Genomic DNA, 14,154 nt, shown 5'->3' on the forward strand with positions numbered 1-14,154 from the left:
AATCTAAGCAGGTAGACTGTGCCACATGCAGCGCGACATTAACTTTGGAATGGTCGGCCTAGGGCGAATGGGGGCCAATATTGTTCGTCGCTTGGCCCATTCTGGGATTACTTGCGTCGTACATGATGTAAACCCTGATGCGGTTAAATCGTTGGCCGATGAGGGTTTTACGCCCGCCAATACTCTTGCTGAGTTGGTTGGAGCCCTTTCGACCCCACGTACGGTCTGGATAATGGTGCCATCAGGGGTAACTGATTCAACTATTGCAGATATTGCCAGCTATTTATCGCCAGGTGACACGGTCATCGACGGCGGCAACTCTTTTTACAAGAATGACATTGTCAATGCGGCCTTGCTCGCAGAAAAGGGAATTAATTTTGTTGATGTCGGAACGAGTGGAGGAATTTACGGATTAGAGCGCGGGTATTGCTTGATGATTGGCGGGAAGGAGGCCGTAGTTAAGGATTTGGAGCCTATCTTTAAAGCACTTGCACCGGGCTTTGATGCTGTGGAGCGAAGCGTTGGGCGATCAGGTGAACCAACACCAAGTGAATGTGGATATTTGCACTGTGGTTCAGCAGGCAGTGGTCACTTTGTAAAGATGGTTCACAATGGAATTGAGTACGGGATGATGGCGGCGTATGCCGAAGGTTTAGCAATCTTTGATGCCGCGCACACACTGGATCCGGCCTACACATTAAATCTGCCAGAAATCACCGAAGTGTGGCGTCGTGGAAGTGTTATTTCATCGTGGCTTCTAGATTTAACTGCTCAAGCTTTGCATGAAAGTAAAGATCTCAATGCTTACTCAACAGAAGTTAGCGATAGCGGCGAAGGTCGATGGACAGTTCAAGCCGCAGTTGAAGCAGGGGTACCAGCACATGTATTAAGTGCCTCTCTATTTTCCCGCTTTGCTTCTCGAAATAACGGAGATTTTTCAAACCGAGTATTAAGTGCGATGCGTCGCAAATTTGGTGGACATTAATTGTCACGCGCCGATGTTTTAGTTCTATTTGGAGCTACCGGTGATTTAGCTAAGAAGAAGTTATTTCCAGCTCTGTACGAAATGGAAGCGACTGGTGAGTTAGAAATTCCCGTCTTTGCAGTAGCTTCCTCAAAGTGGACGCAGGAAGAGTTTAAAATGCGCGCCAGTTCCTCTATTCGTGAGCGAAAAGAGGCCCTAGAGGAACCTGTCGATGAAGATGTTTTAAGTAAGCTATTAGTCAAGCTGTTTTTAGTTGTAGGAGATTACAAAGATCCACTGACATTCACAAAGCTGAGCCAGGCTCTCACTGGATATAAACTTCCCGTGATCTATTTAGCTATTGCTCCTGGGCTGTTTACGGATGTGACTCAAGGTTTGGCCAATGTTAGCCTAACTGCCAGTGCACGTGTGGTGGTCGAAAAGCCTTTCGGACGGGATTTATCAAGTGCCATCGATTTAGATGAATCACTTAAAAAACTATTGCCGGAAGATCAAATTTACCGTATCGATCACTACTTAGGTAAAGAGTCCGTAGAAGACCTTCTGGCTTTTCGTTTTGCTAACACGTTATTCGAACCTGTATGGAATCGTAATTATATTTCAAATATTCAAATAACTATGTCTGAGGAATTTGGAATTGAAGGTAGGGGCAATTTTTACGATGAGGTTGGTGCACTTCGCGATGTTGTGCAAAATCACTTATTGCAAGTTCTGTCAATGTTAACTATGGAGCCACCTATTGACATGAGCTCTCGAGCTCTGCAAGATGAAAAGTTAAAAACTTTATCTTCCGTGCGAAAACAAATTCCAGATGATGTAATTCGCGGTCAGTACGTCGGCTACTTGGAAGAAACCGGTGTCGCAAAAAATTCACAGACAGAAACTTTTATTGCAATGAAATTATATATCGATAATTGGCGTTGGGCTGGAGTTCCTATCTACTTACGTACTGGCAAAAAAATGTCTGAAACTACAATGGAGGCAGTTGTCGAATTTAAACAACCCCCACGTCAATTATTTTCACTCAATAGTTCGAAACTGCCTGAGCCAAATATTGTCCGATTTCGAATGGGTCGCCATGATGGAGTAGATCTCTCACTTCAAGCAAAGTCTCCAGGCTCTGCTTTGATTACAAACACGATTGACTTAACAGTTGAATTTGCCGCAGCTTTGGGAGAGCGCAAAGAGGCCTATGAACGCCTGCTCGATGCAGCAATACTCGGAGACCACTTCCGATTTACTCGAATTGATGCCGTACTGCAATCATGGGCAATCTTTGATGATGTCTTAAAATCTCCATCAAAGTTGCAGCCCTATTTTGAAGGCAGTTGGGGTCCGGACGAAGCCCTGGATTTAGTGCCAGGGGGTTGGGCTATCTGCGGTAAAGCTGCAGATAAAAACCCATAACCGCGTATTAGTCGCTTGCTTGGCCGCTTCGATGCGTGTAGCGGCCAAGGAAGTCGGCTTTCATATCGACGAAGTTTCCATCTATTAGCGCCTGGCGCATCTGATCGACTAAGCGCACAATGAATCTTTCGTTATGGATCGTTGCAAGTGTTGCGGCAATAATCTCTTTTCCTCTAAATACATGGTGCATATACGCCCGTGTGTAGTGCGTACAGGTATAACAGTCACATTCATCATCTATCGCCGTGAAATCGCGCTTAAAACGGCTGTTAGATAGGTTAATACGCCCCTCCATCGTGTACACGGCGCTGGTGCGGGCGATTCGAGATGCTAAAACGCAGTCAAAAGTATCGACACCATTTTCAACACTGACGAATAAATCTTCGGGGGCACCGATGCCCAATAGATGTTTAGGTTTATTTTCAGGCAAGTTCTGATTGACCCAAGAAACGATGGTGCCGAGAGCGCTCTTATCCAAGGCCCCGCCAATCCCGAAGCCATCAAAGGACTGACCTGATGATTTCATCGACCCTAAATCGCATGCCGCTTTCTTGCGCAGATCTTCGTATTGAGCGCCTTGGATTACTCCGAATAAGGCTTGATACTGCTTACCAATTCGCTCATCGGTCAAGCGTTTGTGTTCATCCAAACAACGCATCGCCCATGCAAAAGTACGATCTACAGCCGACTCTTGATATTTGCGAGTATTGTGCAAAGTCGTGCACTCATCGAAGGCAAAGATGATGTCGGCACCGATCTGATGTTGAACCTGCATTGATACCTCGGGGGTAAAGCGATGCATCGAACCATCGAGGTGAGATTTAAAAGTTACACCCTCGTCATCGACATGAGCTAAGCGCTCTTTATTATCTGCGATGACATCATCTCGGCGAAATGTTTTAGTATCCATCGCTATGACTTTTTTAAATCCAACGCCGAGAGATAAGACCTGAAAGCCACCGGAATCGGTAATCGTTGGCCCGGGCCAGTTCATGAATTCGCCAAGCCCGCCAGCTTCATCGAGAATATCTGAACCTGGCTGTAAATAAAGATGATAAGCATTTGCAAGTAGAGCCTGCGCACCGAGATCGGCCATTGCTTCAGGCAGAACTGATTTAACGGTGGCTTTAGTGCCTACTGGAATAAACGCCGGCGTTTGAATCTGCCCATGCGGTGTTGTAATTGTTCCAACGCGCGCTAAAGAATTACTTACGGCATGTGTGATTTCAAATGAAAAACTCACTAGCTACCAGATTTGAACGCGGAGTTTTTCATCCAACCAGAGCGCATCGCTTGGTGTGAGGCCAAAGGCCTCATAAAATGGAGTGAAGTTACTCACGATAGTATTGCAGCGAAACTCATTAGGGGAGTGCGGATCAGTTGCGATACGGCGACGCTGCTCTTCAACTCGAACCTTTCCTCGCCAAACCTGTGCCCATCCAAGAAATAATCGTTGCTCACCGGTTAACCCATCAATTACTGGCGAAGCCTTGCCGGCCAATGAAATTTGGTAAGCCTTATAGGCAATTGCTAATCCGCCTAAATCACCAATATTTTCACCCACAGTGAGGGCACCATTAACTGTGATGTCAGGCGTTTCTTCAGGCCGTAGTTCGTTGTACTGAGCGATCAGCGCATTAGATCGAAGTTCAAAGGCGGCGCGATCGGCATCACTCCACCAATTATTGAGTGCGCCATCTCCGTCGTACTTTGAGCCCTGATCATCAAAGCCATGGCCGATTTCATGGCCAATTACCGCACCGATTCCACCATAGTTGACGGCATCATCGGCGTTAAGTCCGAAAAATGGAGGCTGTAAAATCGCGGCAGGAAAGACAATCTCATTCATGACCGGGTTGTAATAAGCATTGACCGTTTGAGGAGTCATATGCCATTCCTCACGATCTACCGGCTTTCCAATCTTGGCTAACTCAAAATCGCGCTGGAACTTAGTTACATGGCCAATATTTGCAAAGAGATCACTAGGGTCAGTGTGTAACGCCGAATAATCGCGCCACTTATCTGGGTAACCAATTTTTGGCGTGAACTTGCCGAGTTTTTCTAAGGCTTTCTGCTTTGTCTCATCACTCATCCAGTCGATGGCGTTGATGCTGATGCGATAGGCCTCAATCAGATTTGCTACAAGTTGCTCCATGCGCACTTTTGCCTCTGCCGGGAAGTGCTTCTCGACATAGACCTTACCTACCGCCTCGCCGAGGCTGCCTTCAACGAGTGAGACGGCACGCTTCCAGCGCTCGCGAAGCTCGGGAGTACCTGAGAGAGTTTTGCCGTAAAACCCAAAGTTTTGATTAACTAAATCGCTAGATAGGTAAGGGGCTGATCCACTAATAATCTTCCACTTGAGCCAGGCAACCCACGAATCGCGATCAAAGTTTGAAAGAATTGTGGAAAGACCTGCAAAGAATGGCGGCTGTTGAACAATCAGTGAATCTAAAACTATAGATGGAATTTCTCCGGCTGTTAAATAAAGCTCAAAATCAAAGGCGGGCATCAGTGCAAACACCTCTGCTCGGCTCATCTTGTTATATGTCAGCGTCGCATCTCGATTTTTTACCGCATCAAAGTGATAGCGTGCAATGGTGGTTTCAAGTGCCAGAATTTTCGCCGCTAAATCTGCGGCCTCTTTTATACCAACCAATAAAAACATATCTTCAACATGGGCTAAGAAGGCAGTACGAATGTGTGCATGCTGGTCCTCCCGATAATACGACTCATCTGGCAGGGATATACCGCCCTGAGCTAGATACAAAATATTCGTTGAGGCATCCATTTGGTCGGCATAAATGAAAGAGCCGAAGATGCCTCCGAGACCCCGAGCCTCAAGCCACGACATCGTTGAAATAAAATCCGACACATTATTAATCGAATCACACAAGGCTAAATCTTCTAAAATAGGTGAGTAACCTTTTTTCTCAATAACCTCCTCTGCCATAAATGATGAGTAGAGGTCGTTGATCTTTGTAGCTTCAGCCGATCCAGTGGCGCTTTCGATTATGGCGCGGACCTGCTCTTCAGATAAGTCACGAAGCTTCATGAAGGCACCATCGCTGGCGCGATCTGCGGGGATGACCGCGGTTCTAAGCCAACCCCCATTGAAGTAGCGGTAGAGATCATCTTGAATACGTATTGTTGGGTCGATGTGGCTCACATCTAGGCCGCTGGTACCTATGCTCATATGCGCAACTCCTTAATAAATGTAGTTGAAAGTTCAACTGTTAGCGTACAATCTCCTTATGCCAGACCAAAACGCTACCGCACCGAAGTGGCTTAGCCCAGCCGAGATGAAGGCTTGGCGAAGCTACATAATTGCTAGTCGCCATCTGCTTGAAGCTTTAGATAATGATTTAGTTGGCCACGATTTATCTATGCCAGATTATGAGATTTTGGCACAGTTGAGTGATGCCCCTGAGCGGCGTTTGCGAATGAGTGAACTCGCAGAAATCACACTCTTGTCTCGCTCTCGTCTTTCTCATCGAATGAAGGTTATGGAAAAGGCTGGTTGGGTAAAGCGCGAAGCCTGTCCTTCAGATAAACGCGGATTCTTTGCGGTGATGACACCTAAGGGATGGAAGGCAATTGTCGCCGCCGCTCCAGATCACGTTGCAAGTGTGCGCTCTCGCTTTGTTGATCACTTATCAACTCAGGAGCAAGTAGTTTTAGCAGGAATCTTTTCTCGAATTGAAGAGTCATTTCGTTCTGAGGTAAGTGAAGAGTAGAAAAACTTCATAAAAAAACCCGCCACATAAAGTGGCGGGTTTTTTAATTGCTAATTACTTAGCTACTGCCTTCTTGCGGCGCTTCTTTGGTGCAGCTGCTGGAGCTACGACCTTCTTAGCTGCTGCCTTCTTGCGCTTCTTTGGAGCAGCTTTCTTAGCTGCTGCCTTCTTGCGCTTCTTTGGAGCAGCTTTCTTAGCTGCTGCCTTCTTGCGCTTCTTTGGAGCAGCTTTCTTAGCTGCTGCCTTCTTGCGCTTCTTTGGTGCTGCTGCCTTAACGGCTGCCTTCTTGCGCTTCTTTGGAGCAGCTTTCTTAGCTGCTGCCTTCTTGCGCTTCTTTGGTGCTGCTGCTTTCACAGCTGCCTTCTTGCGCTTCTTTGGTGCTGCTGCTTTCACAGCTGCCTTCTTGCGCTTCTTAGGTGCTGCTTTCTTTGCTGCGGCCACGTACTTCTCCTATCGGAATGGTTCGGATCCGTCACCCAAACCTTTTCGTGGATAAGCGTGACACTATTTGAGGGAAAATGCCACATTGTGCGAAAAATAATTTAGTGCGTGTCGCAAATTCTTTTTTTCTTTTTTTATGCATTCATGGAAAATCGTAAAGTAAAACTATTGAGTATTTTCTCGCAATTCATTTTCCCGAATCTTCGCCAGAGCAAATTCACTGGTTTTAGCATCATATCGACGAAATTTAGGCAAAATTAAGGCAAGAAATCCGACGGCAATTACACAGGCAATCCCGCCAAATGTTACGGAGAAGGTCAAACTTGTGGCAGCGGCCATGGTGGCCGCGCGCATCTGCCCTGCTAGAGGTCCAATCGAGTAAGAAAGCAGTTCAATTCCAGCCAAACGACCTCTTAAATTATCTGGGATTGTTTGATTCCACATTGTTGATCGAAATATTGCACTGACCATATCAAATGCACCGGCAAGGGTCAGAAAGAGCAGAACTAAGATGAGAGAGTTCCATATACCAGACAGGGCGATGGCAGTGCCCCACCCCATAGCTGCCCACATGATTGCTCGACCATGGTGTGAATAGTTTTTAGTCCAACCAGATGTCAATGTCACGATGACAGAACCCACCGTAACTGAGGCGTAGAGCAGACCTAAGGCCCATGGGGTACCGAGTTGATCGGCCCAAAAAGGAATCAAGGCAGTTGGCATCGCAAAAAACATCGCAGCTAGATCTATGAGATAAGTACCTAATAAATCCTGTCGCCTAAATGCATATCGGATTCCTTCTAATAACGCAGCCAGAGATGGCTTTTCTCCTTCTTTAGATGCAGGAATTGAACGTACTCGAGAGAGAAAAATTAATGAGATTAAAAACGTAAAAACATCGGCGGCATAACCTACTGAAATCGAAAAAGTTGAGATGAGAATCCCACCAATAGTCGGACCCACTATTACACCTAACTGCCAACGCAGGCTCATTAATGCACTGGCTGCAGGCAAATCTTCATGTTCCACCAATCGAGGAAGGGCTGCATCCATGCTAGGTCGCTGCAGTCCATTTACTGCGGCAAATAATCCAGAGACCACATAAATCAAAACAAGATTCGGCTCAGGAAGGAGAGCATTAATTAAAAGTATTGAGGTCAAGATGAGAGATGCGGCTTCGGTTGCCCAGACCATCTTTTTGCGATCCACATAATCGGCCAAAGTTCCGCCATAAAGCCCGAAAATAATTAGGGGGATAATCTCTACAGTAGCGCTCAGTGCTACCGCCACATAGGAGTTGGTCATCTCCTTAATCTGAAATGGTACAGCGACATAAGTAATCATCGAGCCCATGTAGGTAATGAGCCCTGCAGCCCACAGATATCTGAAATCTGCCGACTTTTTAAGAGGCGAAATATCTATCGCAATTCGAGCCACAACGGGAAGATTAGTTGAAAATCTGCTCTGGACCCGGGAAATTTCCGTTTTTTACATCTTGGGAAAACTCAATTGTCGCTGCCAACATTTCTGCCCGCAAATTGCGATATGCCTTTGCCAGTTTTGGTGGATTCTTCGTAATTCCCATCAGATCTGTCCACACCAATACTTGAGCATCGCAGTTTATTCCGGCACCGATTCCAATGGTTGGAATCGTTAACTCCGCAGTTATTCTCGCTGCGAGCTCCGCAGTCATGAGCTCTAAAACTATGGCAAATGCTCCAGCTTTTTCAATGGCATGTGCCGCCTCTACAATCGCATCACCATCGCTGCGGCCCTGAACTCTATAGCCGCCGAGTTGATGTAGGGCTTGAGGAGTAAGTCCAACGTGACCCATAACTGGAATTCCTGAACTAACCAGTTTTTCAATAGTTTTAATATGCGCGCCCTCTAGTTTTACTCCCATGGCCCCGGCCTCTTTGAAGAATCTAGTGCTGGTCGCTAACGCCTGTTCGGGTGAAGTTTCATACGAACCAAAGGGAAGGTCGGCAATCACCAATGCTTGGTGTGATGCGCGCACTACTGCGCGGGTCAATGGGATTAGCTCGTCCACCGTTACAGGAATTGTGTTTTCGAAACCAAGAAAGTTATTTCCAGCACTGTCGCCGACGAGCAAGACTGGCGTACCGGCCTCATCAAAAATCTCAGCGCTCATCTGTTCATATGAGGTGAGCATTATCCACTTTTCGCCGCGTTTTTTCGCCGCAGCTAAATCCAGAATTGTCACGCGTCGATGCATCGCACCGCCATATAAGGCTTCCATCTGATTTCCTCTCCTCGGTGCCGCACAATGCTGGTCCCCGGGCCATTTAGATTGACCGGCTCGTAAACTCGCCGATTAACTTGAGATAAGGATACTCCTGTTACTCTTGAAAAATGAAGCTGCGTGTGGCTCTTGCTCAGATAAACCCAACCGTTGGAGATCTTGCAGGTAATAGCGCCTTGATAGCAGCATCAATTTCTTTCGCCCAAAAATCCGGGGCCGATATTGTGGTTTTTCCGGAGATGGTAGTTACGGGATATCCAGTTGAGGATTTAGCGCTACGTCGCTCATTTCAACTCGCCAGCCAGGAGGCGATTGCCGAGATTGCACTGGGCATAGATGGCGATCTCGTTGCATTTATTGGCTATCTAGATACCTCACGCGAGGGTGCACCTGAAAACGCCGTTGCAGTAATTCATCAGGGCCGCATACTGTCCCGATATGTCAAAAGAGATCTACCTAATTACGGTGTCTTTGATGAGTTCAGAAACTTTAAAGCCGGCACCCAGAGCCTTGTGGTGCGAATTCATGGCGTCGATGTCGCGGTTGCAATCTGTGAAGACATCTGGCACTCAGTTGCCGATATCGCCGCCCGCACTCCAGGTTTACTTGTCGTTCCTAATGGTTCGCCGTACGAGCGAAACAAGGACGATGTGCGTTTGGCCCTTGTACAGAAGCGGGCGCAAGAAATCGCTGCGCCTCTTGCCTATGTCAATATGACTGGTGGGCAGGATGATTTAGTTTTTGATGGTGACTCTATTGTGGTCGATCGCAATGGTGCCCTTCTTGCTCGTGCACCACAGTTCGATGATTTAATCGTGATTGTAGATGTTGACTGCGCAGTTGGTACCTCCAATCCGGATGTGATTATTTCAAGTGAAGCAGCAATCTATACAAAGGAAATTTCTGGCACGGTGGCTGAACGATTGAGCGATGAGGCCGAAATCTGGCAGGCACTCGTTGTTGGTCTACGTGACTACATTGCTAAGAATAGTTTTACATCAGTTGTACTAGGTTTATCTGGCGGAATCGATTCAGCGCTGGTTGCCACCATCGCTATCGATGCTCTCGGTGCTCAGAATGTTTATGGAGTTGCTATGCCAAGTAAGTATTCGTCACACCACTCAGTTGAAGATGCACAGGCTTTAGCCGATGCGACAGGGATTAACTTTCGTACAGTCCCTATAGCTCCTATGGTCGATTCCTATATGGCGAATTTAAATTTGCGCGGAGTTGCTGAAGAGAATCTACAGGCGCGTGTACGGGGCACAACCTTGATGGGCATCTCTAACTCTGAGGGACACATTGTTTTAGCCACTGGAAATAAGAGTGAACTCGCAGTTGGATATTCAACCTTGTATGGCGATGCCGTGGGCGGCTTTGCACCAATTAAAGATATTTATAAAATTGATGTCTGGAGATTAGCTATGTGGCGCAATTCGAAGGCTCATAGTGAGGGCCTCACGCCTCCAATCCCAGAGCGCTCCATCACTAAAGAGCCCAGCGCTGAGCTACGACCGGGTCAAAAAGATAGCGACTCTCTGCCTGATTACACTCTTCTGGATCAACTTTTGCGCCTATACGTCGATGAAGATCATGGCTATGAAGTACTAATAAAAGATGGATTTGATCCAGCGCTCGTCGCCCGCGTCATTGCGCTTGTAGATAGAGCCGAATATAAGCGTCGCCAATATCCACCCGGCACCAAAACCTCAGCACGCGCCTTTGGAAAAGATCGAAGATTGCCGATGACTTCTCGTTGGTCCCAGTCCTAACTTTGCAAACCATTTGCAACTGGCTTTAATCGGCATTCTCGCTAAACTTGGGATCATGCAATCGATTATCACCTGGTTTTTTACACGCAACCGGATAGTTGATTTTTGCTTGTCTACTTCTTGCAGCTGCTGACATTTATTGCACCTTCGCCCGCTTTAAATTTCAATCGACCATTTCACTTTATTTCTAGGGAGATTTATGAAGATTTATAACAACATTACTGAGGTTTTCGGCAACACCCCACTCGTGCGCATCAATAAGATCATGGATGGCGCACCAGCCAATGTCTTTGCAAAGCTTGAGTTTTACAATCCGACATCCACGGTTAAAGACCGACTTGGCATTGCTATGGTCGATGCCGCCGAAAAAAGCGGTGCATTAAAGCCTGGCGGAACAATTGTTGAAGCTACATCTGGAAATACTGGAATTGCACTAGCAATGGTCGCAGCTGCACGCGGATATAAAGCGATATTAACGATGCCTGAATCAGTATCCAAAGAGCGTCGCAAGTTAATTAAGGCCTTTGGTGCAGAACTCGTTTTAACACCTGCCGCGCTTGGAATGAAAGGTGCAGTTGCAGCATCTGAAGAGCTAGCCGCATCTGGTGCCGTAATGGTTCGCCAGTTTGAAAATGAAGCAGGCCCAGCGATTCACCGTGCTACAACTGGTGAGGAAATTTGGCGTGACACCGATGGCACAGTTGATGTTTTAATCGCAGGTATCGGCACGGGTGGCACAATTACAGGTACAGGTCAGTTGCTAAAGGAGCGCAACCCTGCAATAAAAGTATTCGGTGTCGAACCCGCAGCATCTCCGATTTTAAATGGTGGAGAACCGGGTCCTCACCCTATCCAGGGCATCGGAGCTAACTTCATTCCAGAGATTTTGGATCGAACCGTATACGATGAAATTTTGGATGCGACTGCCGCCGATGCAATTAAATATGCTCGCCGCTCAGGGGTCGAAGAGGGAATATTGGTTGGTATTTCTTCGGGGGCGGCGCTGTGGGCAGCATCTGTTGTTGCACACCGCCCAGAGTTTGCTGGAAAAAATATCGTGGTAATTATTCCATCCTTTGGTGAGCGCTATTTATCAACGATTCTCTACGAAGATATTACAGAGTAGGCATGTGATGATTTCCAGATTAATAGAGGACCTCGATAACGCGTTGGTGAAGGATCCCGCGGCACGAAATCGTCTTGAGGTATTACTCGCATACCCTGGTCTACATGCCGTGTGGGGTTATCGCGCAGCTAATTTTCTGTGGAGACATAACTTAAAACTTATCGCGAGGATTTTTTCGAACTGGATTCGTGCTGCAACAGGGATCGAGATTCACCCAGCCGCGACAATCGGGAGGCGATTCTTTATTGATCACGGAATGGGAGTTGTCATTGGGGCAACTGCAATTGTCGGTGATGATGTCATGATGTACCACGATGTAACGTTAGGAGCCCGAACATATGTGCTGGGTAAACGCCATCCAACAATTGAAAACAACGTTGTTATTGGTGCTGGAGCTCGAGTAATCGGAGATATCACAATTGGGCACGGTGCGCGTATAAGCGCAAATGTTGTCATTACAAAGGACATACCGGCGCAAAGTATGCTTGAAAGTAGCGAGTTTTTCGTTATTTAATCAGTTAACACAGCCGTAACCTGCATTTGGAATAATATCCTGCATGTCCATAGACACAGATAAGCAGAAGGAGTTCGTTCTACGTACGATTGAAGAACGCAATATCCGTTTCGTACGTTTATGGTTCACCGACGTCTTGGGTTTTCTTAAATCTGTAGCCATAGCGCCGGCCGAACTCGAGAACGCCTTCGATGAGGGAATCGGTTTTGATGGTTCGGCGATTGAAGGCTTTGCCCGTGTCACTGAGTCCGATATGTTAGCTAAGCCTGACCCAACAACTTTTTCTGTTCTGCCATGGCGCACCGAATCCCCTGGGGCAGCGAGGATGTTTTGTGATATTACGATGCCAGATGGACGCCCATCGCCGGCCGATCCTCGCAATGTTTTGCGTCGAATTTTAGATAAAGCGGCCGAAATGGGTTACACGTGTTACACCCATCCAGAGATTGAGTTTTTCTTATTTAAATCAATGCCAGAAGTTGGTATTGCACCGATACCAGTTGATCAAGGTGGTTACTTCGATCATACTCCAGCCGTTGTCGGACACGACTTTAGACGTCAGGCGATCACTCTGCTCGAAGCGATGGGAATCTCCGTCGAATTTTCACATCATGAGGGTGGCCCAGGTCAGCAAGAGATTGACCTGCGCGATGCAGATGCGCTAACAACTGCCGATAACATCATGACTTTTCGACATGTCATCAAAGAGGTCGCAATGGATCAAGGTTTCCATGCATCCTTTATGCCTAAACCCTTTACCGATCATCCGGGTAGTGGAATGCATACGCACGTCTCACTATTTAAGGGCGAAGAAAATGCCTTTTATGATGCCAACGCTCAGTACAACTTATCTAACGTCGGCCGATCTTTTATAGCAGGTATTCTTAAACATGCACCAGAGATCACTGCAATTACTAATCAGTGGGTGAACTCGTATAAGCGCCTCCATGGCGGGGGAGAGGCACCTGCAGTTATCAACTGGGGCCCAAGTAATCGTGGCGCACTCGTTCGTCTGCCCATGTATAAGCCAGGCAAAGAAAACTCAACGCGTATTGAATTTAGATCACCCGATACTGCATGTAATCCCTATCTTGCCTATGCCGTTATGGTGGCGGCAGGATTGAAAGGTGTTGAAGAAAACTATGTATTGAGTGATTCCAATGACCCAATCTCACTTCCTACTGATCTTAATGAGGCAATAATTCAGATGGAAAAGAGTGAATTGGTACGTGAAACTTTAGGCGAACATGTCTTTGAATATGTGCTTCGAAATAAGCGCGCCGAATGGCAGGATTACAGTCGTCAGGTGAGTGCTTACGAACTCGATAGATATTTACCAGTACTTTAATTTAATTGAAAGTGGCGCGATGTTCCTCGTCGTGATTCAAAATAATTTGTAGCATTGATTCAATAGTTATTGTGCCGAAGGTTTTATGAATAGCAGGGGCGTTACGTTCGGCTTCAGTGAGAGATTTCAAAAAAACTACCATCGATGTACGGCTTTTATGCAGAAGAGCTAATGATTCATCTAATGTAAAATCTGCATATGTAGCCGCGGTTTTCTCTCCATCTGGCTCCCACCACGCTAAGGCAGGAGGTGTCTGTCCAGTAAGTTGAGCATTCACCATCAACTCAAATCGAGCCATCCACACTTCGGTATCCACATCAGAAATATGACCAATGGTGATTGCAGGAGCCCAACCCTCTCCGTTGAATGTGCACTCCTTGGCAGATCTGGTTAAGCGATCGGTCGACTCAGTCAGGGCGATAATTTGGGATTCGTAGTCATTCATATCGTAAGTTTAATGCGCAAGTTTGCTCAATAAAAGGTTTACGCGTTACCCTAGAGCCATGTTGCGCAGTCTTCTCCTAAGCTGCCGTGGCGGGGTCAATTAACCGATCTCCTCGC

General features: G+C 46.8%; 13 protein-coding genes. 7 read left to right on the forward strand and 6 right to left on the reverse strand.

The features are described from left to right. Positions 1–25 precede the first annotated feature (25 nt). Positions 26–985 (forward strand): decarboxylating 6-phosphogluconate dehydrogenase, encoded by a 960-nt coding sequence (gene gnd / locus Q8K48_04620; protein ID MDP1851682.1) that lies wholly within the window; start codon positions 26–28, stop codon positions 983–985. Next, a complete protein-coding gene (gene zwf / locus Q8K48_04625; GenBank protein MDP1851683.1) occupies positions 986–2,392 on the forward strand; it encodes a glucose-6-phosphate dehydrogenase in 1,407 nt (468 codons plus the stop codon). A 7-nt stretch (positions 2,393–2,399) separates the two neighbouring features. Here the strand turns inward: zwf and tgt are convergent, their stop codons facing one another. Then, positions 2,400–3,635 (reverse strand): tRNA guanosine(34) transglycosylase Tgt, encoded by a 1,236-nt coding sequence (gene tgt / locus Q8K48_04630; protein ID MDP1851684.1) that lies wholly within the window; start codon positions 3,633–3,635, stop codon positions 2,400–2,402. Between the two features lie 3 nt (positions 3,636–3,638). After that, positions 3,639–5,588, reverse strand: coding sequence for a M13-type metalloendopeptidase (locus Q8K48_04635; GenBank protein ID MDP1851685.1), 1,950 nt, complete (start codon positions 5,586–5,588; stop codon positions 3,639–3,641). Between the two features lie 58 nt (positions 5,589–5,646). On the opposite strand from Q8K48_04635, the gene Q8K48_04640 reads away from it, so the two are divergent. Continuing rightward, on the forward strand, positions 5,647–6,129 hold the full coding sequence (locus Q8K48_04640) for a MarR family transcriptional regulator (protein ID MDP1851686.1): 483 nt from the start codon (positions 5,647–5,649) through the stop codon (positions 6,127–6,129). Between the two features lie 54 nt (positions 6,130–6,183). On the opposite strand, the gene Q8K48_04645 is transcribed toward Q8K48_04640, so the two are convergent. The 3 genes from Q8K48_04645 to panB form a co-directional block, all read right to left on the reverse strand. Further along, on the reverse strand, positions 6,184–6,570 hold the full coding sequence (locus tag Q8K48_04645; protein MDP1851687.1) for a hypothetical protein: 387 nt from the start codon (positions 6,568–6,570) through the stop codon (positions 6,184–6,186). Positions 6,571–6,735: 165 nt separating this feature from the next. Then, positions 6,736–8,007: an MFS transporter gene (locus Q8K48_04650; GenBank protein MDP1851688.1), complete on the reverse strand. Its 1,272-nt coding sequence runs from the start codon at positions 8,005–8,007 to the stop codon at positions 6,736–6,738. Positions 8,008–8,017: 10 nt separating this feature from the next. Further along, the gene (panB, locus tag Q8K48_04655; protein ID MDP1851689.1) at positions 8,018–8,830 is read right to left on the reverse strand and encodes a 3-methyl-2-oxobutanoate hydroxymethyltransferase; all 813 of its coding nucleotides are present in this window, start codon (positions 8,828–8,830) and stop codon (positions 8,018–8,020) included. A 113-nt stretch (positions 8,831–8,943) separates the two neighbouring features. On the opposite strand from panB, the gene Q8K48_04660 reads away from it, so the two are divergent. From Q8K48_04660 to Q8K48_04675, 4 genes are all read left to right on the forward strand, one after another. Beyond that, entirely contained in the window at positions 8,944–10,605 is a 1,662-nt protein-coding gene (locus tag Q8K48_04660; GenBank protein MDP1851690.1) for an NAD+ synthase, read from the forward strand. Between the two features lie 199 nt (positions 10,606–10,804). After that, positions 10,805–11,731: a cysteine synthase A gene (gene cysK, locus Q8K48_04665; protein ID MDP1851691.1), complete on the forward strand. Its 927-nt coding sequence runs from the start codon at positions 10,805–10,807 to the stop codon at positions 11,729–11,731. A 7-nt stretch (positions 11,732–11,738) separates the two neighbouring features. After that, positions 11,739–12,245, forward strand: coding sequence for a serine O-acetyltransferase (gene cysE / locus Q8K48_04670; protein MDP1851692.1), 507 nt, complete (start codon positions 11,739–11,741; stop codon positions 12,243–12,245). Between the two features lie 43 nt (positions 12,246–12,288). Further along, positions 12,289–13,593: a glutamine synthetase family protein gene (locus Q8K48_04675; protein MDP1851693.1), complete on the forward strand. Its 1,305-nt coding sequence runs from the start codon at positions 12,289–12,291 to the stop codon at positions 13,591–13,593. A 1-nt stretch (position 13,594) separates the two neighbouring features. Here Q8K48_04675 and Q8K48_04680 read toward each other — a convergent pair whose 3' ends face one another. Further along, on the reverse strand, positions 13,595–14,038 hold the full coding sequence (locus Q8K48_04680; GenBank protein ID MDP1851694.1) for a DinB family protein: 444 nt from the start codon (positions 14,036–14,038) through the stop codon (positions 13,595–13,597). Positions 14,039–14,154: the final 116 nt, after the last annotated feature.

Source organism: Candidatus Planktophila sp. (genome assembly GCA_030681675.1).
Classification (GTDB): Bacteria; Actinomycetota; Actinomycetes; order Nanopelagicales; family Nanopelagicaceae; genus Planktophila.

Coding starts and splice junctions, on each gene's coding strand:
- gnd (MDP1851682.1), top strand. CDS start 26: ATGCAGCGCGACATTAACTTTGGAATGGTCGGCCTAGGGCGAATGGGG.
- Q8K48_04635 (MDP1851685.1), bottom strand. CDS start 5,588: ATGAGCATAGGTACCAGCGGCCTAGATGTGAGCCACATCGACCCAACA.
- Q8K48_04680 (MDP1851694.1), bottom strand. CDS start 14,038: ATGAATGACTACGAATCCCAAATTATCGCCCTGACTGAGTCGACCGAT.
- Q8K48_04675 (MDP1851693.1), top strand. CDS start 12,289: ATGTCCATAGACACAGATAAGCAGAAGGAGTTCGTTCTACGTACGATT.
- cysK (MDP1851691.1), top strand. CDS start 10,805: ATGAAGATTTATAACAACATTACTGAGGTTTTCGGCAACACCCCACTC.
- Q8K48_04640 (MDP1851686.1), top strand. CDS start 5,647: ATGCCAGACCAAAACGCTACCGCACCGAAGTGGCTTAGCCCAGCCGAG.
- panB (MDP1851689.1), bottom strand. CDS start 8,830: ATGGAAGCCTTATATGGCGGTGCGATGCATCGACGCGTGACAATTCTG.
- cysE (MDP1851692.1), top strand. CDS start 11,739: ATGATTTCCAGATTAATAGAGGACCTCGATAACGCGTTGGTGAAGGAT.
- Q8K48_04660 (MDP1851690.1), top strand. CDS start 8,944: ATGAAGCTGCGTGTGGCTCTTGCTCAGATAAACCCAACCGTTGGAGAT.